Origin of the sequence: Fontibacillus forbon (genome assembly GCF_046559655.1) — a bacterium.
In the GTDB taxonomy this organism is placed as follows: Bacteria; Bacillota; Bacilli; order Paenibacillales; family Paenibacillaceae; genus Fontibacillus.
On the sequence record NZ_JBKGFV010000009.1, the window covers coordinates 61979 to 86681 of the forward strand.

Consider the following 24703-nt stretch of genomic DNA (forward strand, 5'->3'; position numbering starts at 1 on the left):
ATGGGCTTATGATTCAAACCAATAAATATGTTATTCATTCAAAAGTGCCCCGACCTGTTCGGGTGTCACTTTTTTGTTTTTTTATGCCCATTTCGCTATGTTTTTTCGCAGAATGGGTTACGCTATATTGATCTAAAGTCGCCTGAAATCCGAACTGCCGCAGGCTTCGCCGGGGGCATTCGGGCAGCAAGACATCTTTTGAAGGAACCCGTACTAATTTAGGAGGTTTTTGAACTGTGGCAAAATATATTTTCGTGACAGGCGGGGTCGTATCCTCATTGGGAAAAGGGATAACGGCCGCATCGCTCGGCAGGCTGCTTAAGAACAGAGGTCTCAAGGTAACCATCCAGAAATTCGATCCTTACCTGAATGTGGATCCGGGCACGATGAGCCCCTACCAGCATGGGGAGGTATTCGTTACTGACGACGGAGCGGAGACGGACCTGGATTTGGGCCACTATGAGCGGTTTATCGATATTAACCTGTCCAAGAACAGCAATGTAACGACCGGTAAAATTTATTCTTCCGTCATCGGCAAGGAACGCCGCGGGGAATATTTGGGTGGAACAGTTCAAGTCATTCCGCACATTACCAACGAAATTAAAGAGCGGGTATTCCGTGCCGGACGTGAAGCGGGTTCCGATGTAGTCATTACGGAAATCGGGGGAACCGTCGGCGATATCGAGAGCCTTCCTTTCCTGGAAGCGATTCGTCAGATCAAGAGTGATATCGGCCGCGAGAATGTAATGTACATTCACGTTACCTTAATTCCTTATATCAAAGCGGCCGGCGAAGTGAAAACCAAGCCGACCCAGCACAGCGTCAAGGAACTCCGCAGTATCGGCATCCAGCCGAATGTGATCGTCTGCCGTACGGAGCATGAACTTTCGGATGACATGAAAGCGAAAATCGCACTCTTCTGCGATATCGATCCGAATGCTGTAGTAGAATGCCGCGATGCGGACACCTTGTACGAAGTACCTTTGAATTTGCGTGACGAGGGCCTCGACGAAATCGTCGTGAACCATCTGAAGCTGACTACGCCGGCTCCGGATATGAGCGAGTGGGAGAACCTCGTAGAACGGATCAACAAACTGGACAAAACGGTGGAAATCGCTATTGTCGGCAAATACGTCGCTCTCCACGATGCTTATTTGAGCGTTGTAGAATCGCTTTCCCATGCCGGTTTCGATGCGAATGCGGATGTCAAAATCCGTTGGGTCAACGCAGAAGAGATTACGGATGAAAATGTGAACGAACGCCTGCAAGGCGTCGGAGGCATTCTCGTGCCGGGAGGATTCGGAGATCGCGGTATCGAAGGCAAAATTACGACGATCCGGTATGCCCGCGAAAATAACATTCCTTTCTTCGGCATCTGCCTTGGCATGCAAGTAGCGGTTATCGAATATGCCCGTTCCCTGGCCGGGCTTCAAGGTGCGAACAGCTCGGAGATCAATCCTTCCACCGAATACCCGGTCATCGACCTGCTTCCTGAGCAGAAGGATATCGAGGATTTGGGCGGTACGATGCGTCTCGGCCTGTATCCGTGCAAGCTTCAACCGGGTTCACTCGCTATGCAATGCTATGATGACGAACTGGTGTATGAAAGACACCGTCACCGGTATGAATTTAATAATGCTTTCCGCGAAACGATCGAAGCGGCGGGGCTGCGCATTTCCGGTACTTCTCCGGATGGACGCCTCGTTGAAATTGTCGAATTGCCAGGGCACCCTTGGTTCCTTGCGGTTCAATTCCATCCGGAATTTACGTCCCGTCCGAACCGTCCGCAACCGCTGTTCAGAGAGTTCGTGAAGGCATCGATCGCACATTTGTCCTAATGCCTTAGTACATTCTCTTCCTCAAAAACGATGTAATTTTTAGTTGTAAATAACGTCGATATGTTTTTTGAGTCTCTTTTTTCCAATTTAGAAGGGATTTCCAAAATGAAGGCGAATTATTACAATATAAGAATTACAAGGGTGGACTCGTAGGAGGGTTTTCTGTGGAAGAGAAGAAGGTGTTGATTGTCGATGATCAAAACGGTATCCGTATTTTGTTGATGGAAGTATTCAGCAGTGAGGGGTATAAGACTTACCAAGCGGCCAACGGCAAGCTTGCCCTGGAAATTGTCCGCAGCGATTCGCCTGATCTGGTGCTGCTCGACATGAAGATCCCGGGTATGGACGGGCTTGAAATTCTCAAGCACATCAAGGAGGTCAACCCGGCCATCAAGGTGATTATGATGACGGCATACGGCGAGCTGGACATGATCAAGGAAGCCACCGAACTCGGAGCGTTAATGCACTTTACCAAACCATTTGATATTGATGAGATGCGAGTGGCGGTAAATATGCAGTTGAAGAGCGGCTCCGTGCTCTAAAAAATTTATAAAGAACCCTTTATCGGGGTTCTTTTTTTCATTTGCAGCCCCGTATTCGCAACAAAAAGTCCTATGGAAAAGTGCGAAGTTTCGACTTGAATTTCCCTCGTGATCAAAAGATGACTTTTGGTCAACCTCTATTAGTAATTTTGTCAAGGTGTGGTATAATAAAAAATGTGTGAATGTCGGCTAAGAAAGATAATCCAACATCCTTAGGAGGATTGAAACCCATGCCATTAGTATCTATGACAGACATGTTGAACAAAGCGCTTGAGGGGAAATACGCAGTAGGTCAATACAATATTAACAACCTCGAGTGGACGCAAGCGATCCTTGCTGCTGCAGAAGAAGAAAAATCGCCTGTAATTCTCGGTGTTTCCGAAGGCGCAGCACGCCATATGGGCGGGTTCTATACCGTTGTTAAAATGGTGGAAGGCTTGTTGCATGACATGAAAATTACCGTTCCTGTTGCAATTCACCTTGACCATGGTTCCAGCTTCGACAAATGTAAAGAAGCGATTGACGCAGGCTTTACTTCCGTTATGATCGACGGTTCCCATCATCCAATTGACGAGAACATCGAAATGACGAAAAAAGTCGTTGATTATGCTCATGCTAAAGGGGTTTCCGTTGAAGCCGAAGTGGGTACAGTTGGCGGACAAGAAGACGACGTAATCGGCGGCATCAAATATGCCGACTTGCAAGAATGCGTTCGTATCGTGAATGAAACAGGTATCGATACATTGGCTCCAGCCCTGGGTTCCGTACATGGTCCTTACCTTGGCGAACCAAACCTGGGCTTCAAAGAAATGGAAGAAATTCGTGATGCCGTTAAGCTTCCGCTCGTTCTTCATGGCGGTACAGGCATTCCTACGCACGATATCCAAAAATCCATTTCGCTCGGTACTTCCAAAATCAACGTAAATACCGAGAACCAAATTGCATTCACTAAAGCAGTTCGCGAAGTATTGGCTGCTAAACCGGATGCTTATGATCCACGTAAATTTATCGTTCCAGGCCGCGACGCTATCAAAGCAACCGTTGTAGGCAAAATTCGCGAGTTTGGTTCCAACAACAAAGCGTAATTGTACTGCTGGATATTCCAGTTAAATAGGGTGATTTTGGAGAGCACACCGCCTAGACGGTGTCTTTCCATTTTCATAGCTAAAAGTTTCCACTTGTCCTAATTTTGAATTATCTCTAGATTGTAAAGAGTCACTTGCCGATTATCGGCTGCATTATACGTAGGGGGACCCTTGAGCTTATGGAGAAATTAATGATCAGCGGCGGACGGCCGCTGCACGGTACTGTATCGATCAGCGGCGCAAAGAATAGTGCGATCGCGCTCATACCTGCCGCAATTTTGGCTGAATCCGAAGTAGTGCTTGATAACCTGCCCCATCTCAGCGATGTCGCAGTGTATTCGGAGATTTTGGAAGAGCTGGGTGCCCGCGTATCTTGGGAAGACAGTCAGATGAGAATCGACCCTTCCGATATCAAATCCATCCCTATGCCGAACGGACCCGTCAAGAAGCTGCGTGCTTCCTACTATATGATGGGGGCGTTGCTAGGTCGTTTTAATGAAGCAACGATCGGATTGCCTGGCGGTTGCAATTTTGAACCACGGCCGATCGATCAGCATATCAAAGGTTTTGAAGCTTTAGGCGCTACCGTAACGAATGAACACGGGGCGATTCATTTGCATGCCAAGGAACTGCGCGGCGCGAAGATTTATCTTGATGTTTGCAGCGTAGGGGCAACCATTAACATCATGCTGGCGGCAACGCGAGCCAAAGGCTTAACAATTATCGAAAATGCGGCCAAAGAGCCTGAGATTATAGATGTAGCAACTTTATTGAACTCCATGGGCGCGAGCATCAAAGGCGCCGGTACCGAAACGATCCGAATCGAGGGAGTCGCCGAACTGAAGGGCTGCCGACATTCGATTATCCCGGACCGCATTCAGGCGGGAACCTATATGATCGCCGCGGCAGCGACGCGCGGAGACGTCATCATTGACGGAGTCATTCCGAAGCACTTGGAGGCCCTTACGGCGAAATTGCTGGAAATGGGTGTCGGTGTGGAAGAACTGGACGAATCGATTCGTGTCATAGGCGCGGCAAAATATGAACACGTGGATGTAAAGGCGCTGGTATATCCCGGTTTCCCGACCGATATGCAATCGCCGATGACCAGTTTGCTGACCCAGGCCGACGGCGTGAGTATTCTCAGCGACTTTGTCTACAGCAACCGGTTTAAGCACGTGCCGGAGCTGGTTAGAATGGGCGCGAAAATCCGCGTCGAAGGGCGCTCGGCTATCATCGAGGGCGGACCGCTCAACGCGGCAAAAGTAAAGGCCGCCGACTTGCGTGCCGGAGCTGCGCTGGTCATTGCCGGTCTGACCGTAGATGGCGGCGTAACCGAAGTATCCGGCGTAGAATTGATCGACCGGGGATATGACAACCTGGTTACGAATCTTCGCGCATTGGGTGCGGACGTATGGCGTCAGGTGGAATAGGACCGTCTATTTCGGCATAAGTTCCATGAGAACGGGTAATACTATGGTAATAAGTCTAGTTCTAGCAATCTTAAATCTTCATAGATTCATTCCTGAAAATGATAGGTATTGTATTATTCGAAAGTATCAAATTGAATAGGTGGTTTTTACATGGATCTGCAAATTGCCGATTTGGAAGGGATGAAGCTGACCGATCTGTACAAGCTCGCGAAGCAGCATCAAATTCCTTATTACGGCCAGTTAAAAAAGAAAGAATTAATATTCGCCATTTTGAGAGCTCAGGCTGAGCAAAGCGGATTGATGTTTATGGAAGGCGTGCTGGAGATTCTTCCGGAAGGGTACGGCTTCCTTAGACCGATCAACTATTTGCCGAGTACGGAGGATATTTACATCTCCGCATCGCAAATCCGTAAGTTCGATCTTAGAACCGGCGATTTGGTATCCGGCAAGTGCCGGACCCCTAAAGAGAATGAGCGATATTTCGGTTTGCTGCAGGTTAACGCGGTAAATGGTGAGAATCCTACGATTGCTGCCGAACGTTTGCATTTCCCGGCATTGACTCCTCTATATCCGCAGGAAAAGCTTGTGCTTGAAACATCCCCAACCCATCTATCCACCCGCATTATGGATGTACTCGCTCCCGTCGGCCTGGGACAGCGCGGCTTGATCGTAGCGCCGCCAAAGGCAGGGAAAACGCTGCTGCTTAAAGAGATTGCCAACAGCATTTCTACCAATCGTCCCGATATCGAGTTATTCGTACTGTTAATCGATGAACGTCCCGAGGAAGTAACCGATATGCAGCGTTCCGTCAAAGGCGAAGTGATTGCTTCCACTTTTGATGAATTACCGGAGAATCATATCAAGGTGGCGGAGCTTGTTCTTCAGCGTGCGCTCCGTTTGGTTGAACATAAGAAAGACGTCGTTATTCTGATGGATAGTATTACCCGGCTCGCCCGTGCATACAACCTGGTAGTTCCGCCGTCCGGCCGTACGCTTAGCGGAGGGATTGACCCGGCCGCATTCCACCGGCCGAAACGCTTTTTCGGTTCGGCCCGGAATGTGGAAGAGGGCGGCAGCTTGACGATTTTGGCTACTGCGCTTGTGGATACGGGCTCGCGCATGGATGATATCATCTATGAGGAATTTAAAGGAACCGGGAATATGGAGCTTCATTTGGACCGTAAGCTGGCGGAGCGCCGTATTTTCCCGGCGATCGATATTCGCCGTTCGGGCACGCGCCGGGAAGAGGTTCTGTTGACGAAGGAAGAACTCGATACGATCTGGTCGATCCGCAAAAATATGAACGATTCCTACGATTTTGTGGAAGGGTTCCTGAAAAAGCTGCGGGGCAGCAAGAATAACGCCGAGTTTTTGGCTTCGTTCGATGCCGCCGGAAATGCCGCTTCGGGTAACGGAAGCTCCAGCAATGGCACCGGTGCGCGGCGTCCGGCCCGAACCGTATCATCGACCTCCGGATCTGGAAACGGTTCGGGCGCTTAAAGACCCGAACACATGAAAAGGAGTACACCATGTATTTAGTATACGCAGATGAGCAAGGACAAGTGTTCGATCATCCGTCACTGTACGGGCTAGCCCGCAGTGCGGATATGATCGTTGAAATCATGGAAGATGAGCTGATTCCGCTGCCGGAAGGAGCGACGCTGGTCGGATTGCCTTGTACCCGTCCGATCGGCATGGATCCCGATACCGGGGAAATGAAGCCGTTGCCCGGCAATGTACAGGCTGTGGGCGCTTTGTTGCCTCAGGGGTTCACGCGTCTTTGCCTGCCCGGTTACGTTAAGACGGACAAGGATTATAAGCTTCCGTTGTTTGGTTATTCGGCGGTTGTCTGGAAGGACGGACAGTTTTTCGTAACCGCCCGTCTCTCGGATGACCCCGAGAAGTGGAATCCGCTAAATTGCGATCCGCTCGAGCTGAAGAACCAGGTAAAGACTTTGAAATCGCGTTATCCCGAGAACCGGCTCTATGATCACCTCTCCAACTGTGCGCTTGGCTATGAATGCCTGACCGCTTCGAATACGTTTTTGAACCGCTGGGAAGGAGCCGTGCCGGTTTCTTATTCCTGTAATGCGGGATGTTTCGGCTGTATTTCCGAACAACCGGATGACAGCGGCTTTGTGTCGCCGCAAACGCGGATGAACTTTCGGCCTCGTGTAGAGGAATTGGTTGAGATCATGCTTGAGCATTTGAAGACGCCGGAGGCCATCATTAGCTTCGGGCAAGGTTGCGAAGGCGAGCCTTCTACTCAAGCCAAGCTGATCATTGAATCGATCCGCGAGGTTCGCCGGCAAACCGATATGGGATATATCAATATCAATACGAATGCGGGCCTCAGTGACCATATCCGCGGAATCGTCGATGCCGGGCTTGACCTGATGCGGGTCAGCACGATTAGCGCCCTGGACGATCATTACAATGCGTATTACAAGCCGCGCGGGTATACTTTGGCAAATGTGGAGAAATCTCTGAAATATGCTGGCGAACAAGGCGTCTACACCTCGATCAACTATTTGATCTTCCCCGGGGTAACCGACCGGGAGGAAGAGATCGAGGCGATGGTGGAATTCGTCCGCCGGACTAAATTGCGGCTGATTCAATTCCGTAACCTTAACATCGATCCCGAAAGCTATTTGGACCTGATTCCCAAAGCTAAGGGGGATATTCTCGGCATGAAACAGATGATTGAAATTTTCCAGGAAGAGCTGCCGGATGTGGTCATCGGTTCGTATACCCATGTCCCTCCCGCCGAACTGGCGCGCGTAAAAGTACGGCAGTAAGGAAGCTTGGAACTAAAACGCAGAAGTCCCTCAAGCCATGGCTTGAGGGACTTTTAACAATATAGAATCATTGGTCCTGTAGAGTCTATTTTATCAGCTTCCGTACTTCTTCGGCAGGGAGATCGAGGGTTTCACCGATCTCTTCGAAGGAGAATCCCTTAACGAGCAATTTACGGGCAACTTTTAACCGGGCAGTTTCCATGCCCTCCACAATCCCTTTCTCGATGCCTTTCTCCAAGCCTTCTTCATATCCCCAGCGCTTCCAAGCCGGCATCAACTCCATAATGGCTTCACCTTCCTTCGGATATATTCGGGTTAGTTCATATAATATAGCTTCGTCCTGTTTCTGATCGGGCACGAAGTACAAGTCTGCGATTGACATAATAAGCGCGATTCGAGCATCATCTAGTTTTTTTCTTAGCTTTAGCATCATGTGTAGAAAAAGCAAATCGTATTTCTCTTTCTTCTGTGCTTCACTCGTTAACTGTATTGATATATTCCTGATTATACCATAAGATGCCGAATCATTTACAGATGAGATGGACAACCTAATACCCTGAAGTATACAATTGCGCTGTTACAACACCCATGCTATAATGTTTTTATGTGTCATTATAACTCTGTGCACGCATGAGGCTCAGGGCGGAAAGAGGTGAAAGTCATGAAAGAAGCCATTCAACCCAAATATCACGTGACTACGATTACTTGCGCTTGCGGAAATACGTTCGAAACTGGTTCCGTGAAACAAGATCTGCGCGTTGAAATTTGCTCGAACTGCCATCCTTTCTTCACAGGGAAACAGAAATTCCTGGATGCTGGTGGTCGTGTGGATAAATTTAAGAAAAAATACGGCATCTAATGAGACATGCTGCCCTGCAGCATCTCGGATAAATGCGAAATCCCCTGCTTTTATAAGCGGGGGATTTTTTTATTACTTTTTAAATTCTATGCTTTGCTCCAGGCTCTTCCATTCGTCTTCCTTAATAATGCCAAGACGCCAGAGAGCGATGCCTTTCAAGTCATAGCGTTTCGCGAGACCTGTCAATATGCTGACCGAGTTCGCATTTTCGTTATCCATGTTCAAGCCCAGAATAAGTTTGTTTTTGTCTGTTTCTTTAATGGCCAGACGAATGGCCTCGTCTACCTTGGAGACGGGTTCCGGCTGCTTTCCGCCTTCTTCGCTGAATCCGGTGCCTGTCCGGTAATCGTAGGCCATAATGACGATTTCGTCGGCGATGTTTCCGAGCGTTTTATAATCATAGCCTTGATAGGATGAGTTCAACGGATGCAGCGCGAGGCCGAGCTTTAAGCCGGCGCCCTTGGCTTCCGCACCGAGTTCCTTAACAAAAGAGTTAAAGGCGGCCCGGGTTGACGCTTTATCTGTAGTCAGGCCAAGCCCTTCGAAATCCAGCATAATGCCCTCGAAAGGAGTTCCGCTAGCTGCCGTTATGATATCGGCGATAGCCTTCTTGCGGAATTCCGGATCCTCGACGATTTTGGTGAGCTCGCCTTTAACGTCGCTGGAATAAACCATTAAATAAGGCGTGGTACCGGAATTGGCCGCATCGGTTACAAGACTTTCGGGAGTAACCTCACCGGCATCCTGCGGCCAGCGGAACGGCTTGGTCGAAGTCGAGAAGACTCCGCTCTCGTCGATTCGGCTCCAGCCGTAAGCGACCGAATCCAGACTTTGTACCCGGGATACTTCAGAGAAAGCCGAGATGGCGTAGAAGCCGAGCGTATACATTTTTTCTTTTGGCGATGTGATGGAAACTGTCCGATTGTCCTGATTCCAATTGACCTTTGCCCCGAATTGCTGGCTAAAAAAGCTGAGCGGAATCAAGGTGTTGCCGTTCTGTGATTTAGGCGCCACGGCTAATTTTACGGATGAGCCGTTTACGGTAGCCTCGGGATTGTTCAGGGTCAGCTTAACGTGTACCGCCGCATCCCCTTCGCCCTTAACGGCCGTAATTGTTTTTTGTGCCTGATTCCAGGTGACCGGTATTCCTAACGCTTCGGAAATAGAACGAAAAGGAACCATAGTCGTCCCTTTGATAACGACGGGATCGCCCGAGAAGGACAGCGGGTAACCGTCGAGCAAAATTTGCACAGGTGATGCTGCATCGGCTCTGTCTGGATACGAACCCGACAAGGCTCCAGCAAATATGGAAATCCCCAATACGAGCGCTCCTAGTTTTTTCATAAGTAAACGAGAACCTCCCCTATCTATTCTATGAAATATTCCAACCTATGAAATATTCCATTCTATAAATATAGCAAAGATTCCCTGTATGTGGTAGTTTCGAAGATTTTCCCCTATTGTTATCTATTTTTAATGTCCTGCTCATAGAATTTATGCGAATGTTATGGTTCTCCAAGTACAATTGTTCTGTAAACGCTAACTACATGAAATTAGGAGGGATTTGGCTTGCTGCACATTATCATTAAGCCAAACTTATATCAAGACTCGGTAAGTCTGATGCTTATGTCCAATAAGCTGTCCGATATTGACGGTGTGAATCAAGTTTCTGTCATGATGGGAACCCCTGCCAACATTGACATTATGAAAAATACGGGGATGTATACGACGGATCTTGACAAGGCAGCCCCTAGCGATTTGTGTATCGCAATCGATGCGGAGAGCGAAGAAATCGTCGGCACCGTTCTTGAAGAAGTCGAGCAATTTTTGAAGAATCAGGCTACGGCTTCCGCTGGTAAAAAAGTCGAGAAAGTCAGAACATGGGATCGCGCAATGCAAGCCATGCCCGACGCGAATCTGGCCGTCATTTCCATTCCGGGGAAATATGCTGCGGATGAGGCGATGAGCGCGCTTGAGAACGGGCTACATGTATTTATGTTCAGTGATAACGTAGCGATTGAAGAAGAGAAACGGGTTAAGGATTTTGCAAAAGAGAAGGGTCTTCTCGTGATGGGCCCGGATTGCGGGACCGCCGTAATCGGCGGAGTACCGATTGCGTTTTCCAATATCGTTAGTAAAGGGAATATCGGCGTAGTCGGTGCATCCGGCACAGGTATCCAGGAAGTGATCACGCTGATCGATAAGCTGGGCGCAGGCATCAGCCATGCCATCGGAACGGGCGGCCGGGATCTGTCGGAGAGCATTGAGGCAGTTACGATGCTGGATGGCATCCGGGCTCTCGCCGATAACGCGGATACGGAGGTTGTAGTCGTTATTTCCAAACCTCCGGCACCAAAAGTAAGAGAGCAGGTTGTAACTTTATTGGCCAATATCGGGAAGCCGGTGGTTGCCATTTTCATGGGAGAAAAGCCCGAGTCCTATTTGCCGTCCGTTAAATTCGCTCATACATTGGAAGAAACGGCGATTCTGGCAGTTGAGCTGGCGCAAGGGGCTATACTGGAACCGGCTCCTGAGGCTAAACTTCCGCTCGATTTGGGCTTCACCTCAAGTCAGACGAAAATCCGTGGTCTCTATACGGGCGGAACGCTGGCTTATGAAGCTGCGACTTTAATGAAGGAAGCACTGCAGGTTGATAAGCACAAGAAATACGATGAAGGCTATTTGCTTCAATATGACGGGCATGAGGTCATCGACCTCGGCGATGATATGTATACGCAAGGCCGCCCGCACCCGATGATCGACGGGACTACCCGCTTTCAGTTCATTGAAGAAACGTCCAAGCAGCCGGAGGTCGCGGTAGTACTGTTTGACCTGGTGCTCGGTTACGGAGCGCATGAGGATATGGCGGCCTCTTTATCTAAAGCGATCAAAAAGGCAATTGCCAACGCAGCGAACGAAGGCCGCAAATTGTATTTCGTCGGCTCGATCTGCGGTACGAAAAAGGATCCCCAGAATTATGATTCGCAGCTTAAATTGATGCTTGAAGCGGGAGCCATCATGACAGATAGCAATTTCAGCGCCGTCCGTACCGCACTGCGCATGATCGGCCATGAAGTTCAAGTGGGTTCCAGAGAGCTTCCGGTCAAAGAAGAGGCTATGCCAAGCACGGTTGTTACTCCTCCATCGGATGCGGTCAAGCAATTGCTCGAATCCAAGCCAAAAGTCATTAATATCGGTTTAAGCAGCTTCGCCGATAATTTGGAAACGGAAGGCAGCAGAGTCGTACAGTTCGATTGGAGACCGGTGGCAGGCGGTAATGAAAAGCTGAGAAAGATCTTAAGCATACTAAATAAAATGTAAATACAACTTACGGGGTGATGAGAGTGTTTTCGAAAATTGATGAGGCAAATCAGGCGGTCATTGAGAAAGTAAAAAATTCGCAGCCCTTTCTGCTGGACGTTGTACCGGCAAAATCGGTCATTTCCGAACTGAACGGCAAGGTTCTTCTGCATGCGGGACCGCCGATGGAATGGGGACAGATGACGGATCCGATGAAGGGTTCCTGCGTCGGCGCCGTATTGTTTGAAGGCTGGGCCGATAACGAGGTTAAGGCGCGGCAAATGTTGGAGGGCGGAGAGATTCAGTTCATTCCGTGCCACCATGTTTCTGCCGTTGGTCCGATGGGCGGAATTACGTCGGGCAATATGCCGGTGTTGGTCGTTGAGAACAAAGAGCACGGCAACCGGGCCTATTGCACGATGAACGAAGGCATCGGTAAGGTACTCCGCTTTGGAGCCTATAGCGAAGAGGTTGTTAATCGTTTGAACTGGATGAGGGACGTTCTCGGACCTACATTGTCCAAGGTTCTTAAATCCATGGATGGCGGATTGAACGTAAACGTGATTATCGGCAAAGCGATTACGATGGGTGATGAATTTCATCAACGCAATATTGCGGCTTCGCTTGTATTCCTGAAGGAGATTGCTCCGCATTTGACGGTTGCCGATTTGGATGAGAAAACCAAGTACGATGTTATGAAGTTCCTTGCCGATACGGATCAGTTTTTCCTGAATATCATGATGGCTTCGTCCAAAGCGGCGATGGATGCCGCCCGTTCGGTGGAGTACGGCACGATCGTTACTGCGATGACCCGTAATGGCCATGAATTCGGCATCCGTGTCTCGGGACTTGGCGATCGCTGGTTCACCGCTCCGGTAAATACGCCTGAAGGCTTGTTCTTCACGGGCTATTCGCAGGATGATGCCAATCCGGATATGGGCGACTCCGCAATCACCGAAACCTTCGGCGTCGGCGGGATGGCCATGGTGGCTGCACCTGGGGTTACCCGCTTCATCGGCGCCGGCGGTTTTGATAATGCCCTTGCGATCAGCAACGAGATGAGCGAAATTTGCATCGCCTACAACTCCAATTATGCTATCCCTACATGGAACTTCCAAGGCACCTGTCTCGGTATCGACATTCGTAAGGTCGTAGAGACGGGAATCACGCCAATCATTAATACAGGCATCGCCCACAAGCAAGCCGGCGTTGGCCAAGTAGGCGCGGGCACCGTCCGGGTACCGTTCGGGTGTTTTGAAAAGGCATTGATTGCCTACGCGGAAAAGTTGGGAATTGAAGCTTAATGCTCTATCCTGCGACATTCATATCCAGAGGGAGATATAGCTCATCGGTCATATTCCTGAATCAGGCCAGGAGCTTCGGAGTTGTTCAAAGTATTTTTGCGAACGGGCTTAATATTTCTTTCGGCAAGTATCTTGTATTCGTAGGAACGGAATATGGCAATGGAGTACCGTTCGGCATTCATATCGAATCTTATTTGTATGATCGTTTGGTTGCCGAAACCTTTATCGGCGAAGAGGTCGAATGGAGCAGTGACAGGAAGCTGCTCTCCTTCGCTAACTGTAATGTTCATATCCATATTTTGTTGATGAACGAGTTTAATTGCCGTCTGGAGCTGCGGGCCGGGCCGGATCATCAGTTGGCCGGTTGGGCTCCCCGAATGCGCGAGTTAGCTTTAAGGATGGATAAAGAGCCGGGTTTGGGTTTGTCTTTGGCGGATGCACTGTCGCTGACGGACGGGCGCGAGGGAAATTCCGTGTTGGAGCGGAATCTATTGACCTTGTCGAATACGATGAAGGCTCCGCATCAAGCGATGGATACCGATTTGGTCAAATATTTTATAGGACGGGGACAAGGTCTGACGCCAAGCGGAGATGATTTCCTCGTCGGCATTATGGCGGTTGAACATTTGTTAGGCAGAGCCGGCTCCGGTGTATCCCAAGCCATAAGGGAGATTTCGAGAGAACTGCCCAGCTTAACGACACAGGTTAGTGCCAATTATTATTACAATGCAAGCGAGGGCTTTTTCAGCACGGTTATACTGGATATGCTTGCAGCACTACTTAATGAACCGGAATTTGATTTTGAAGAATGTGCGGAAGCGTTACTGAATGTAGGCAGCCGTTCCGGAATCGATACGTATTACGGTCTCTTGTTCGCGATTTTGTCTTGCGAAATGTTATAGGTTTTTAATACGCATGAAGAGCGGGTTATCCGGGGCCAATTTCTGTTGCGCATCAGAAAACCCCGGAACCTGCTTTAAAATGCTGTGTTTGGGATGGATCCCATATAGTAGAACAGTCGTCCGTTTTGCATTAAGTTTTGTTATGTTTATTTTATTTTTTTGAACCCGAATCGGCGATTATTTTAATGAACTTTTGATTAGATTTCAGGGTATTCGGTACGTATGATAAAGGTATAGATAGCTATCTTATTTAGTTTCAAATGGAGAGGTTTATTATGAGTAAAATGCTTATTGCAATTGGCGGAAACGCCATCATACAAGAGGGCCAAAAAGGAACGATCGCGGAGCAGAAAGCGAATATTGAACAGAGCTGTGCCCCGATCGTCGATCTGATCGAGCAAGGCCATCAGGTCGTCGTCACGCATGGCAATGGTCCGCAAGTGGGCAATTCCATCGTCAAAGCAAGAATGTCCTCGGATGTTCTTCCCATGTTTCCTCTCGATGTATATGGAGCTGAATCGCAAGGAAATTTAGGTTATTTAATTCAGCAAACGATTACAAACATGCTGGCTAGCCGAGGATTGGACAAGAAGGCGGTTTCGCTCGTTACGCAAGTGCAAGTGTCTGAAGACGATCCTGCCTTTAACCAGCCAACCAAGCCGATCGGTCCGTTCTATACCAAGGAAATGCTCGACAAGGCTTTCGCCGAGGGAGAATCTTTCCCTTATGTGGAGGATAGCGGCAGAGGCTACAGACATGTTGTTCCATCGCCGATCCCGTCCCAGATCATTGAGAAGGATGCGATTGAAGCGCTTTTGTCCAAGGATCTGACGGTCGTTACGGTAGGCGGAGGCGGTATTCCCGTAGTTAACCACGACGGACAGCTAAAGGGAGTAGAGGCGGTTGTCGACAAAGATTTTGCCAGCGCCTTGCTTGCGGCGGAGATTGGTGCCGACTACCTGTTCATCCTGACCGGTGTCGCTCAGGTAGCCGTCAATTTCGGGAAACCGGACCAGAAAAATCTGGACAAAATTACGCTGGACGAGGCTGTCGGTTACTTAAATGAGGGACAGTTCCCGAAAGGCAGCATGGGCCCCAAAATTGAGGCGGCAATTCTCTTCCTTAAGAATGGCGGCAAGAATGTCATTATTACTTCGATCGATAAATTGACTGATGCAATGGAAGGAAAATCAGGTACTTTGATAGTTCCAAATGCAGATTCAATGGATCATAAACTGGCATAGAAAGGTGCGTCCTATGAAGACGAAAAAATTTCGTTTCCCAGCCTTAATCTTTGCAGCATTCCTGATGCTAATGCTGCCTCTGCAAGTTTTCGCGGCAGACGCCGTCAGCGCGGAAGTTGCAACCCCGACCGGATGGTATGCTTTATTAACGATTGTACCTTTGATCGTTATTCTGGTATTGCTCTTCTTGAAAGTAGACATGATTGCAGCCGGTTTGGTCGGTGGTGTCATGGCGATGATTATCGGCGGGATATCGCTTCAGGAAGCTAACCAGCATTTCCTGGATTCGATTCCTGGCATGCTTTCGATCACCGTGCCGATCATTAACTCGGCCGTAGCGATGGCCGTGTTTAAATCCGGGGGCTATACCTCGGCCTTGACCTTGGTTCGAAGAGGGATCAAGGGACGCGTTGAATACTTTGCGGCATTCATCGTCTTGCTGCAAGCAGCTGCAACCTATATGTCGGGGATCGGCGGCGGAAGCGCAATGGTTATTGCACCGCTCGCGTTTGCGGCTCTGGGAGCGATTCCGGAAGTCATTGCAGCAATGTCTATCGTATCCGCAGTCAGCTTTACGACATCTCCCGCATCGCTTGAATCGGGGATCGTCTCCAAGCTCTCCGGAATTCCGGTAGCGGATTATGTTGCGGAAATGCGCCTGTTCACACTCGGCTTCGTGATCCTTGGAATCGCGATTGCATTCTGGGGAGCCAAGCGGAGAAAGGCTCTGTTCGTGGGTGAAGAGAGCAGTGAGTTTGCTGGAATGACCAATAAGCAATTGTTCAAAATGACGATTCCGGCAATCTTCCTGCTGGGTTCCGTTATCCTGGGACCGATGATCAACAAAATGATCGGTTACAGCTTGTTCACACCGCTTGTATACACGATGCTTACGGTCGGTTTGATTTTCTTGTGCACCAAGTTTACGCTTAATAAGTCGCTTGAATCGATGGTAGACGGATCTACGTATATTTTGACCCGGTTGTTCAGTGTAGGTATCTTCTTGGCATTCATCAATATGATCGGTCAAACAGGTGCGTTTGCAGCGATCTCAAGCGTAGCCGGACAGGCTCCATCGGCCATCGTGGTTCCCGTAGCCGTACTGGCGGGCATTCTGGTCGGTATTCCGGCAGGGGCTTATGTAGGCTCGATTCTGACCTTGGTATTGCCGATTGCAGTTACTCTGGGATTTTCGCCTATGGCTTTCGGTTTCGTTGCGATGGGGGTCGGCCTGGGAAGCCAGTTGAGCTTTGTTAATATTACGATGCAGGCCCTTTCCTCCGGTTTCCAAATTCCGATTCTTCAAGTTGTTAAAGGCAATGGGAAATGGGTCGGTCTCGCGATGGGAATTCTCTTGATTCTTTCATTAATTTTTGGATAAGCCATCATTCAGACATTCAAGCAGGAGGGGCAAACAATGGATATCTTGATTAAAAAAGCAAGAATAAACGAGGGTGCGGAACTCCGCGATATTGCGATCGAGAATGGGAAAATTACCGGAATCGAGGCCAATATCGAAGGCGAAGCCGGCCGAGTGATCGAAGCCGACGGGAAAGTCCTGATCCCGGGCTTGGTAGAAAGCCATCTTCATTTGGATAAGGCGCTTATCGCTGACCGCTTGCCGAATAAATCGGGTACATTGCAAGAGGCCATCAGCGTTACTGCTCAATTAAAGCCTACGTTCACCAAAGACGACATCCGTGACCGGGCCCGCAGAACCTTGGACATGCTGGTCAAGAACGGAACGACGCATTTGCGGACGCACTCCGAATTCGACCCGTCCCAGGGCTTTGCCGGACTCGAGGTTATTCTGGAGCTTCGCGAGGAGTACAAGAATCTGCTGGATATCCAGGTTGTTGCATTCCCGCAGGAGGGAATCTTCAAGGCGCCTGGTACGGACAAAATGATGCACGAAGCCATGGAAATGGGCTGCGATATCGTCGGCGGAGTTCCGTATAATGATCGTGATGCCAAGGAGCATATCGATTTTGTATTCGAGCTTGCCAAGAAATACAATAAGCCGATCGATCTCCATCAGGATTTCAAGGATAACGCCGAAGGCACGACCATTGATTATGTAGCGGAGAAGACGATTGCGGAAGGATTCGTAGGTAAAGTATCGGTAGGTCACTTGACCAGTATCGCAGCGATGCCGCGCGAGCAATTGATGCCGATCATCGAGAAAATGCAACAAGCTCAGATCAGCGTCATGAGCCTTCCGTGTACGGACCTGCATCTTGGGGCGAGAAACGATGCCTTCAATGTGCGCCGTACCGTAACTCCGATTCGTCTGCTTCGCGACGGCGGCGTAAATATGTGTATCGCAACCAATAATATCCGTAACGCATTCACGCCTTATGGCAACGGAGATTTGATGCTGACAGCTATGATCGCAATTCCGGCGGCCCATTTGGGCGGCGCAGACGATCTGCATACGGTTCTGCCGATGATTACGACAAACCCTGCCAAGGCGCTCGATTTGAAGGGTTACGGGATCCAGGTTGGGAATAAGGCGGACCTTGTCTTGCTGGATACGCATACGGTTACGAATGCAATTATTGATATGCCGGCGAGATTGTTTGTCGTCAAAAACGGCAAAGTAACCGTCGAAACGGTGAAAAACGTAAAAATTAACGCTTAGGGCAAACCTGGCACTCCATATTCTGTAAGTCGGAATATGGAGTTTTTCCATTTCTCTTATACTTAACAGAATGACTCCGGATGCTTTAATATGGATATGAATCAAATTGCTTTAAGAGGAGACCGGATTATGATTCAAAAAAAGAGCGCTTTCAGCGAATTTATCGACACGGATGACCGATTCAACTCCAATGCGCAGAACTATATAGGGAAGGAGCTGTTTCTGAAGGAGTGCCTGAGAGAATTGCAGAGTTCGACCCGTTATCGGATCAGCTGTTGGTTTCCCAATTATTCAATAACTTCCGACGGTGCCGTTCATGAAGGGGAAGAATGGGATGAATTTCTACGAAATCGCATTCCGAACCCGAGTCCGGTGATTCATTCGATCCATATCCACGAGGTAGAGAACGGAAAAATAGTATTTGACGATGGCGGGAGGAACGACATCGAAAGTTTGCCGCCTGAGCGATTGGTTTCCCTCGCCAATCTGTTCAGTTCTTTGTATCAGTCCAAGCTTAATTCCGACCGATACAGGGATTGGCTATACAAACTGGATAATTTGCTGAATAGCATGTCTGACGGAATCGTCTTGTTGAATATGCGGAAGAATGTGATCCATCAGAATGAGGCATTCGTTAAATTCATTAAAGCTTATAATGATGGGAAAATGGTCATTAACGAGAATCAATTAATCAAAATGTTCGTACAGATCAATGAGCTTGAATCGGCGGACATTGAAGAATTCGCTGCGAGAGACGATGCTCAAATCAGGATTAAAGTGCAGGGTCCGGGGAAAATTTTCTATTTTGAAATGAAAAAATTCGTTGTATACGAGAATAGTGAGTCATTGGGCAATGTGTATAGTATCAGGGATATCACCAAGGAATATGAAGTCGATCAAATCAAGAGCAATCTGATTTCGATCGCCAGCCATGAATTCAAGACCCCGCTAACGAATATCAGGGGAAGCGTCGAAACCCTTCTGAGGGGCATATCCAATAAGTGGGACGAATCCTTTTCCAATGATTTATTGTTAGGGATTCATGAGGATGTGCTGCATTTGCAAGAACTGATTGATGTTTGGATGGATGTGAAGAAGATTGAGACAGGCACCTTGCTGCTGCATCAGGACTTTTTTCCGTTATTCCGCCTGATCAAGGGAACGCTCAATCAACTACCCGAGAAAGTGATGTGCCAAGGGGAGATCGTATTTAACTACGATACGACTTCGAATTTTCCGTTATTATATGGAGACGAAGCCCGGCTTAGACAGGTCCTGATCAATTTGATCATCAACGGACTTACTTATAATGTTGCTGAGGAAAAGAAAATTGCCGTCAATATTCACCATGACGATCAGTTTATTATTATAGAAGTTAATGATAACGGTATTGGCATTTCAGAAAAAAATCAAAAGAAAATTTTTGAGCGCTTCTACCGGGTCGATATTTCCGCGGCACGAAAGAGCGGAGGCTCCGGTCTTGGCTTATCGATCAGCCAGGGATTGATCCGCGAGCATGGCGGAGATATCTATGTAGAAAGCCAACTGAACGCAGGGAGCACCTTTACCGTAAAACTGCCGATCATACCAGCTCCATAGGAGGCAAGATGAGAAATAACTATAAGATTGCCATAGTAGACGATGAACCTAAGATCGTTCGTTTCATTAAAGCGAACCTGTTGTCTTTCAACTATCAGGTCTGTACATTTTCAAACGGGGAGCAGTTCCTGGAACAATTTGATTTGCATGAGCCGGATTTGGTGCTTCTGGACGTCATGATGCCCAATATGGACGGTTTCACGGTGTTGAAGCAGCTTCGGAAGTTCAGCAAGGTTCCGGTCATCTTCCTGACTGCCCGCAGTGCGTCGGATGATATGCTGCAGGCCTTCGATCTGGAGGCGGACGATTATTTAACGAAGCCGTTTTCCCTGGACGAGCTGTTTGCCCGGGTGAAGGCCGTATTGCGAAGAACGAAGGTCCATTACGAGCTTAGCCGCGAGGAGAGCCGGATCACAACGTATAATCTCGAGATCAACATTGCCCAGAAACGCGTTTATGTCAAAGGCAAAGAAGTGAAGCTGACCAACATCGAATACTTGATCCTGGAACTTTTGGGGATGCATATGAACAAGATCATCAGCCATGATCAAATTTTGACGACGGTCTGGGGACTGGATTATTCCAATGAAATCGAATATTTAAGAGTGGCGGTTGCCCGCATCCGCAAAAAGCTGAAGCAGGCCGGGTGCGACCATTATCTTGAGGTTATCAGAACCTATTCGGGTATAGGATATTCGATGATCTCCAGCAAGAACGATAATGAGGACGGGGAAAAGAAAGAAACCGAATAGCTCATTTGATTTCCGTATTAGTAGGACGATGCCGGATTGGGGATAGAGCCAAGTTTTGCCCCCTGGTTGCATTTTGTCCGGGCATGGGCTATACTTAATTTCACCGTGCTAGATGGGGAGGTAGCGGTGCCCTGTAACTCGCAATCCGCTGTAGCGAGGTTGAAGTCCTGTTAGCGGTCTTGCCGATGTGAGGTCCGGTCTTTACGGCAGACGTTGACGGACGGGTCCTCCGCAATGAGTAATTGTGAACCTGGTCAGGTCCGGAAGGAAGCAGCCATAAGCAGTCCCACTCTTGTGCCGGAGGGGAGCCTGTCCCGAGTTGCGCCGTAGAGGTGCCGCTTGGATCGCAATGATCAATAACAGGTGCACGGTATTACAATGAATAAGAACGCATCTCTGCTCTTGGGCGGAGATGCTTTTTTATTTCCCGAGAATGAGTTTTTCTGACGCGACGAGTATAGTATAATAAGAAAGCGGCGAAAGCCGCTTATGGATAGAAAGAAGGTGCCGCAAATGGAGCATATCGCACTGTACCGTGCTTGGCGGCCGCAGTCGTTTCAAGATATGGTAGGGCAACAGCATATCATCCGTACGCTGCAGAATGCGATCCGCGAACAGCGGTTATCGCACGCTTACCTCTTCAGCGGACCGCGCGGAACCGGGAAAACCACGGCGGCGAAGCTGTTGGCCAAAGCAGTTAACTGCGAAAACGGACCTGCCCCGGAGCCGTGTAATGAATGCGATGCATGCCGGCGGATTACCGCGGGCACTGTCATGGACGTCCTTGAAATTGACGCCGCTTCCAACCGGGGGGTCGACGAAATTCGCGATCTCCGCGAGAAAGTGAAGTATGCCCCAACGGAAGTGCGGCAAAAAGTGTATATTATCGACGAAGTTCATATGCTGACTACGGAAGCTTTCAATGCGCTGCTCAAGACGCTGGAAGAACCGCCGCCGCACGTGATGTTCATTTTGGCGACGACGGAACCGCATCGTCTTCCGGCAACGGTAATCTCGCGATGCCAGCGCTTTGACTTCCGGCGGGTATCGCTGGAGGAGCAAAGCCGGCGGCTCAAGGTTATCTGCGAGCAGGAGGGAATCGCGGCCGAGGACGAAGCGATCGAGTACATCGCAAGGCTGTCCGATGGCGGCATGCGCGACGCGCTCAGTATTCTGGACCAGATCGCTTCGTTTTCGGACGGCCAGGTCTCTTATCAGCAAGTGCTGGATATGACGGGGGGAATTCCTTCCCGGCAATTTGCGGCGCTTGCGAAGACCATACTTGAAGATGACGTCGGCGGCATGCTGCAAATGATCGAGGGTTTCATGCAGGAAGGTAAAAGCGCCGATAAATGCATGGAGAACCTGCTGTATTATTTCCGTGACTTGCTCATGATCAAGATGGTACCGCAGGCGGACAAGCTGACGGAACGGGTGCTGGATGCACAGGATTTCAAGGAAATGGCCCTGACGTTTTCGCGTGCGCACTTGTTTCGGATTATCGATACGCTGAATCATTATCAGACGGAAATGAAATACGCGGCACAGCCTCAAACGCTGTTCGAAGTAGCTCTCCTGAAGTTGTGCAGCCTTCCGAAGGGCGATGTCTCGGTACAAGAGACTGCCGGACAGAGCCGGGAAAGCTCTACTCCCGTAGCGGGAGCCTCCGCTTCCGAAGTGCAGCAGCTTAAGGGACAGCTCGCCGAGCTGGAACGCAAGCTGGAGCAGGCGCTGCAGGGCGGATTGACGGCGGCAGCCGGAGGAGGCGACCGAGCGGCTGGTTCCGGCGGACGCTCCGCAACGAGAAGTACGGCGCCGCGCATCTCTTCTCCAGCCAAACTCCCATCGGGGATGGACCGGTACGTTGCCCAGCGGAACAGTCAGGAGTTTATTGCGGTTCAAGGAAAGTGGAACCAGATTCTGCAGGCGGTCAAGGATGCGAAAGTGACAATCCATGCCTGGTTCGTGAACGGGGAGCCCGTTTCCTTATCGGAGGATGCGGTGTTAGTTGCTTTTAAGAATGATATCCACCGCGAAACGACTGAAAAGCCGGCCAATAAACAGCTGATCGAACAGGTGATGGAGCGTCAATTGGGGCGTCCTTGCCGCCTGGTTACGATGATGCTGAAAGATTGGAATGAAGCGATTCAAGGGGCGGCGAAATCACCGAGTGAGCCCTTTGAGCTGGAACCGCCTCCCGAAGAGGGTAACGGCGGAAGCAAAGAGCCTTGGGTTGACGAGGCTATACAACTGTTCGGCGAAGAACTCGTAGTCATCAAGGAATAGAGAGGCTTTTTGATTTGATGTGCAACTATTATAATTAATGACGATACTAATGAAGGAGATGTGGGCCTAGTGAACAATATGAACCAAATGATGAAACAAGTGAAGAAGATGCAGGAGCAAATGCTCAAAGCACAGGAGGAACTGGGCGACAAAAAAATCGAAGGCAGCGCCGGCGGCGGTGTGGTAACCGTTCAAGTCAATGGGCACAAAAAATTGCTGTCCTTGACGATTAAACCCGAGGCCGTTGATCCTGAGGATGTTGAAATGCTGCAGGATCTGGTCCTGACAGCTGTCAACGATGCACTTAACAAAGCGGAAGAACTCGCCAACCAGGACATGGGCAAATTTACAGGCGGAATGAAAATCCCTGGCCTGTTCTAATTTTAGACTGAAGGAGAACACTCCCATTGTATTATCCCGAACCGATCGCAAAGCTGATCGACGCATTTACCCGCTTGCCCGGTATCGGTCCGAAGACGGCCGCTAGGCTGGCGTTTCATGTGCTGCGCATGAAAGAGGATGATGTCATTGATTTTGCCAAGGCCTTGGTCAGCGTGAAACGCAATCTTCACTATTGCTCCGTCTGCTGCAATATTACGGATACGGATCCTTGCCGGATTTGTCAGGATAAGACCCGTGATCCTTCTGTTATTTGCGTGGTGCAGGAGTCAAAGGATTTGGTTGCGATGGAGCGGACGAAGGAATTCGATGGCTATTATCATGTGCTGCAGGGAGCGATTTCTCCCATGGAAGGTCTTGGTCCGGACGATATCCGGCTGAAGGAATTGTTGAACCGTTTAAGTGATGAGCGGGTAAAAGAGCTCATTTTGGCCACTAACCCGAATATAGAGGGAGAAGCGACAGCCATGTATATTTCGCGCCTGGTAAAGCCGTTTGATCTGCGTGTAACCCGGATTGCCCACGGCCTGCCGGTCGGCGGGGATCTGGAGTATGCGGATGAAGTGACGCTCTCCAAGGCGCTTGAAGGACGGCGCGAGCTTCATTAAATAGGAATCGCAATTTAAAGAACCTGACCGCGCGAATGCGGGTCGAGGTTCTTTTTTTATTTCACCCGCCTTCGGTTCTAAGTTTGTCCGTTCCCTGATACACATAAATATACCGGATGGAGGGGGCGAACAGAAATGAAGCTATGGGGAACCCGGTCCGAACCGCAAAAGGAATCCCGGTGGCCGGACCAGGAGATGGAGTACAAAGAACATCTTTATAGAGAGGTTTGTAAAGCCCGTGCGGAGTGGGAGAGGGCCTGCTGGGCTTTTCAAGAGGCGCTTGGTGAAGACGAGGTTGACGTGGCGATCTACACGCTCGAAGCGGCGGAACGAAGGTACCAGATTCAATTAAAGTTGGCCAAGCAGGCGAAAGTGCAATGGGATATTTTTAAATACGGGTCGTATTTTTAACGGGATAATTCGATTGGGGGGTAAAAGGTGAAAATCGTGCTAACAGGCATATTGGTAGTCTCATTACTCTTGTTGCTGTATATCGCGGTCTCCAGGCGGCTCGGTTTTGCATGGCTTACGCGGTTTGGACTTCATGTGGTTCTGGCGGCTCTCGGTATTTATGTGGTCAATTTCTCCGGGTTGATGACGGAAGTGTATATTCCGCTGAATCCGGTAACTATCTCTACAGTGCTTGTACTCGGGCTGCCGGGCGTGGGATTGTTAATGGGATTAAAACTAACCATGATATGACAGTTGACGGCGCTTTGTTTTGTATGGTACATTATAAATCGCTTCTTCAACGGACAAGTCTTTCAAACATTTAATCGAAAGAAATTAAATAAAAAAGTCTTGACTTTAGAGGTAAGCACATGATATATTATAAAGGTCGCTGCTGAAACAAAAATGCGACGAAATGAACGAAGTTGATCTTTGAAAACTGAACAACGAGTGAGTATTAAAATGAGAATTAATTTTCTCGTCAGTTTTTTGAAATGAGCAAGTCAAACACTTTGATGGAAAGCCACTCCCCTTCGGGAGAGTAGATCCTTCCATCTTTATTGGAGAGTTTGATCCTGGCTCAGGACGAACGCTGGCGGCGTGCCTAATACATGCAAGTCGAGCGGACTAATGGATTCCTTCGGGAATCCGTTGGTTAGCGGC

General features: G+C 49.1%; 22 protein-coding genes, 1 rRNA gene and 1 other RNA gene. 22 read left to right on the forward strand and 2 right to left on the reverse strand.

Annotated features, from left to right (window positions below; translation table 11 throughout):
- Nucleotides 1–236 precede the first annotated feature (236 nt).
- From ACLB09_RS24405 to ACLB09_RS24430, 6 genes are all read left to right on the forward strand, one after another.
- Nucleotides 237–1838: a CTP synthase gene (locus ACLB09_RS24405; protein WP_410772434.1), complete on the forward strand. Its 1602-nt coding sequence runs from the start codon at nucleotides 237–239 to the stop codon at nucleotides 1836–1838.
- A 164-nt stretch (nucleotides 1839–2002) separates the two neighbouring features.
- A complete protein-coding gene (locus ACLB09_RS24410; protein WP_114498884.1) occupies nucleotides 2003–2380 on the forward strand; it encodes a response regulator in 378 nt (125 codons plus the stop codon).
- 230 nt (nucleotides 2381–2610) lie between these two features.
- Nucleotides 2611–3465: a class II fructose-1,6-bisphosphate aldolase gene (gene fba, locus ACLB09_RS24415; protein WP_410772435.1), complete on the forward strand. Its 855-nt coding sequence runs from the start codon at nucleotides 2611–2613 to the stop codon at nucleotides 3463–3465.
- A gap of 179 nt (nucleotides 3466–3644) precedes the next feature.
- The gene (locus ACLB09_RS24420) at nucleotides 3645–4898 is read left to right on the forward strand and encodes a UDP-N-acetylglucosamine 1-carboxyvinyltransferase (protein WP_410772436.1); all 1254 of its coding nucleotides are present in this window, start codon (nucleotides 3645–3647) and stop codon (nucleotides 4896–4898) included.
- Between the two features lie 150 nt (nucleotides 4899–5048).
- Nucleotides 5049–6398 carry a transcription termination factor Rho gene (gene rho, locus ACLB09_RS24425; RefSeq protein WP_410772437.1) on the forward strand — a complete coding sequence of 450 codons (1350 nt, stop codon included), beginning with the start codon at nucleotides 5049–5051 and terminating at the stop codon, nucleotides 6396–6398.
- A 29-nt stretch (nucleotides 6399–6427) separates the two neighbouring features.
- Nucleotides 6428–7696: a radical SAM protein gene (locus ACLB09_RS24430; RefSeq protein WP_410772438.1), complete on the forward strand. Its 1269-nt coding sequence runs from the start codon at nucleotides 6428–6430 to the stop codon at nucleotides 7694–7696.
- 85 nt (nucleotides 7697–7781) lie between these two features.
- On the opposite strand, the gene ACLB09_RS24435 is transcribed toward ACLB09_RS24430, so the two are convergent.
- Nucleotides 7782–8078: a hypothetical protein gene (locus ACLB09_RS24435; protein ID WP_410772439.1), complete on the reverse strand. Its 297-nt coding sequence runs from the start codon at nucleotides 8076–8078 to the stop codon at nucleotides 7782–7784.
- 279 nt (nucleotides 8079–8357) lie between these two features.
- Between ACLB09_RS24435 and rpmE the strand changes: the two genes are divergently transcribed.
- Entirely contained in the window at nucleotides 8358–8555 is a 198-nt protein-coding gene (rpmE, locus tag ACLB09_RS24440) for a 50S ribosomal protein L31 (RefSeq protein ID WP_410772440.1), read from the forward strand.
- 72 nt (nucleotides 8556–8627) lie between these two features.
- Here the strand turns inward: rpmE and ACLB09_RS24445 are convergent, their stop codons facing one another.
- Nucleotides 8628–9899 carry a stalk domain-containing protein gene (locus tag ACLB09_RS24445; RefSeq protein ID WP_410772441.1) on the reverse strand — a complete coding sequence of 424 codons (1272 nt, stop codon included), beginning with the start codon at nucleotides 9897–9899 and terminating at the stop codon, nucleotides 8628–8630.
- A gap of 225 nt (nucleotides 9900–10124) precedes the next feature.
- Here ACLB09_RS24445 and fdrA point away from each other — a divergent pair, with 225 nt between their 5' ends.
- The 15 genes from fdrA to ACLB09_RS24520 form a co-directional block, all read left to right on the forward strand.
- Nucleotides 10125–11876 (forward strand): acyl-CoA synthetase FdrA, encoded by a 1752-nt coding sequence (gene fdrA / locus ACLB09_RS24450; RefSeq protein ID WP_410772442.1) that lies wholly within the window; start codon nucleotides 10125–10127, stop codon nucleotides 11874–11876.
- A gap of 23 nt (nucleotides 11877–11899) precedes the next feature.
- A complete protein-coding gene (locus ACLB09_RS24455) occupies nucleotides 11900–13159 on the forward strand; it encodes a YlbE family protein (RefSeq protein WP_410772443.1) in 1260 nt (419 codons plus the stop codon).
- Nucleotides 13159–14061 (forward strand): oxamate carbamoyltransferase subunit AllH family protein, encoded by a 903-nt coding sequence (locus ACLB09_RS24460; protein ID WP_410772444.1) that lies wholly within the window; start codon nucleotides 13159–13161, stop codon nucleotides 14059–14061. The genes ACLB09_RS24455 and ACLB09_RS24460 overlap by 1 nt, the downstream gene beginning before the upstream one ends.
- A gap of 275 nt (nucleotides 14062–14336) precedes the next feature.
- Nucleotides 14337–15305, forward strand: coding sequence for a carbamate kinase (gene arcC, locus ACLB09_RS24465; RefSeq protein ID WP_410772445.1), 969 nt, complete (start codon nucleotides 14337–14339; stop codon nucleotides 15303–15305).
- 13 nt (nucleotides 15306–15318) lie between these two features.
- Nucleotides 15319–16686: a citrate transporter gene (locus ACLB09_RS24470; RefSeq protein ID WP_410772446.1), complete on the forward strand. Its 1368-nt coding sequence runs from the start codon at nucleotides 15319–15321 to the stop codon at nucleotides 16684–16686.
- A gap of 36 nt (nucleotides 16687–16722) precedes the next feature.
- Nucleotides 16723–17946: an amidohydrolase family protein gene (locus tag ACLB09_RS24475; RefSeq protein WP_410772447.1), complete on the forward strand. Its 1224-nt coding sequence runs from the start codon at nucleotides 16723–16725 to the stop codon at nucleotides 17944–17946.
- Between the two features lie 129 nt (nucleotides 17947–18075).
- Nucleotides 18076–19545 (forward strand): sensor histidine kinase, encoded by a 1470-nt coding sequence (locus tag ACLB09_RS24480; protein WP_410772448.1) that lies wholly within the window; start codon nucleotides 18076–18078, stop codon nucleotides 19543–19545.
- Between the two features lie 8 nt (nucleotides 19546–19553).
- A complete protein-coding gene (locus tag ACLB09_RS24485; protein WP_410772449.1) occupies nucleotides 19554–20297 on the forward strand; it encodes a response regulator transcription factor in 744 nt (247 codons plus the stop codon).
- A 103-nt stretch (nucleotides 20298–20400) separates the two neighbouring features.
- Nucleotides 20401–20668: signal recognition particle sRNA large type (gene ffs, locus ACLB09_RS24490), an RNA gene on the forward strand.
- Nucleotides 20669–20810: 142 nt separating this feature from the next.
- Complete coding sequence (gene dnaX / locus ACLB09_RS24495) at nucleotides 20811–22583, forward strand: DNA polymerase III subunit gamma/tau (RefSeq protein WP_410772456.1); 1773 nt, start codon at nucleotides 20811–20813, stop codon at nucleotides 22581–22583.
- A 69-nt stretch (nucleotides 22584–22652) separates the two neighbouring features.
- Nucleotides 22653–22964 carry a YbaB/EbfC family nucleoid-associated protein gene (locus ACLB09_RS24500; RefSeq protein ID WP_410772450.1) on the forward strand — a complete coding sequence of 104 codons (312 nt, stop codon included), beginning with the start codon at nucleotides 22653–22655 and terminating at the stop codon, nucleotides 22962–22964.
- Between the two features lie 26 nt (nucleotides 22965–22990).
- Nucleotides 22991–23590: a recombination mediator RecR gene (gene recR, locus ACLB09_RS24505; RefSeq protein ID WP_410772451.1), complete on the forward strand. Its 600-nt coding sequence runs from the start codon at nucleotides 22991–22993 to the stop codon at nucleotides 23588–23590.
- A 195-nt stretch (nucleotides 23591–23785) separates the two neighbouring features.
- Entirely contained in the window at nucleotides 23786–24001 is a 216-nt protein-coding gene (locus tag ACLB09_RS24510; protein ID WP_410772457.1) for a DUF2508 family protein, read from the forward strand.
- A 27-nt stretch (nucleotides 24002–24028) separates the two neighbouring features.
- On the forward strand, nucleotides 24029–24292 hold the full coding sequence (locus ACLB09_RS24515) for a pro-sigmaK processing inhibitor BofA family protein (protein ID WP_410772452.1): 264 nt from the start codon (nucleotides 24029–24031) through the stop codon (nucleotides 24290–24292).
- 305 nt (nucleotides 24293–24597) lie between these two features.
- Nucleotides 24598–24703, forward strand: a 16S ribosomal RNA gene (locus ACLB09_RS24520); the annotation flags it as partial.

Bases quoted from the DNA above. Each gene is read 5' to 3' on its own strand.
- ACLB09_RS24460 (WP_410772444.1), top strand. From the start codon at position 13,159: ATGCTCTATCCTGCGACATTCATATCCAGAGGGAGATATAGCTCATCG.
- arcC (WP_410772445.1), top strand. From the start codon at position 14,337: ATGAGTAAAATGCTTATTGCAATTGGCGGAAACGCCATCATACAAGAG.
- ACLB09_RS24470 (WP_410772446.1), top strand. From the start codon at position 15,319: ATGAAGACGAAAAAATTTCGTTTCCCAGCCTTAATCTTTGCAGCATTC.
- ACLB09_RS24420 (WP_410772436.1), top strand. From the start codon at position 3,645: ATGGAGAAATTAATGATCAGCGGCGGACGGCCGCTGCACGGTACTGTA.
- dnaX (WP_410772456.1), top strand. From the start codon at position 20,811: ATGGAGCATATCGCACTGTACCGTGCTTGGCGGCCGCAGTCGTTTCAA.
- ACLB09_RS24475 (WP_410772447.1), top strand. From the start codon at position 16,723: ATGGATATCTTGATTAAAAAAGCAAGAATAAACGAGGGTGCGGAACTC.
- rho (WP_410772437.1), top strand. From the start codon at position 5,049: ATGGATCTGCAAATTGCCGATTTGGAAGGGATGAAGCTGACCGATCTG.
- ACLB09_RS24510 (WP_410772457.1), top strand. From the start codon at position 23,786: ATGGAGTACAAAGAACATCTTTATAGAGAGGTTTGTAAAGCCCGTGCG.
- fba (WP_410772435.1), top strand. From the start codon at position 2,611: ATGCCATTAGTATCTATGACAGACATGTTGAACAAAGCGCTTGAGGGG.
- rpmE (WP_410772440.1), top strand. From the start codon at position 8,358: ATGAAAGAAGCCATTCAACCCAAATATCACGTGACTACGATTACTTGC.
- ACLB09_RS24485 (WP_410772449.1), top strand. From the start codon at position 19,554: ATGAGAAATAACTATAAGATTGCCATAGTAGACGATGAACCTAAGATC.
- ACLB09_RS24445 (WP_410772441.1), bottom strand. From the start codon at position 9,899: ATGAAAAAACTAGGAGCGCTCGTATTGGGGATTTCCATATTTGCTGGA.
- ACLB09_RS24435 (WP_410772439.1), bottom strand. From the start codon at position 8,078: ATGTCAATCGCAGACTTGTACTTCGTGCCCGATCAGAAACAGGACGAA.
- ACLB09_RS24480 (WP_410772448.1), top strand. From the start codon at position 18,076: ATGATTCAAAAAAAGAGCGCTTTCAGCGAATTTATCGACACGGATGAC.
- ACLB09_RS24430 (WP_410772438.1), top strand. From the start codon at position 6,428: ATGTATTTAGTATACGCAGATGAGCAAGGACAAGTGTTCGATCATCCG.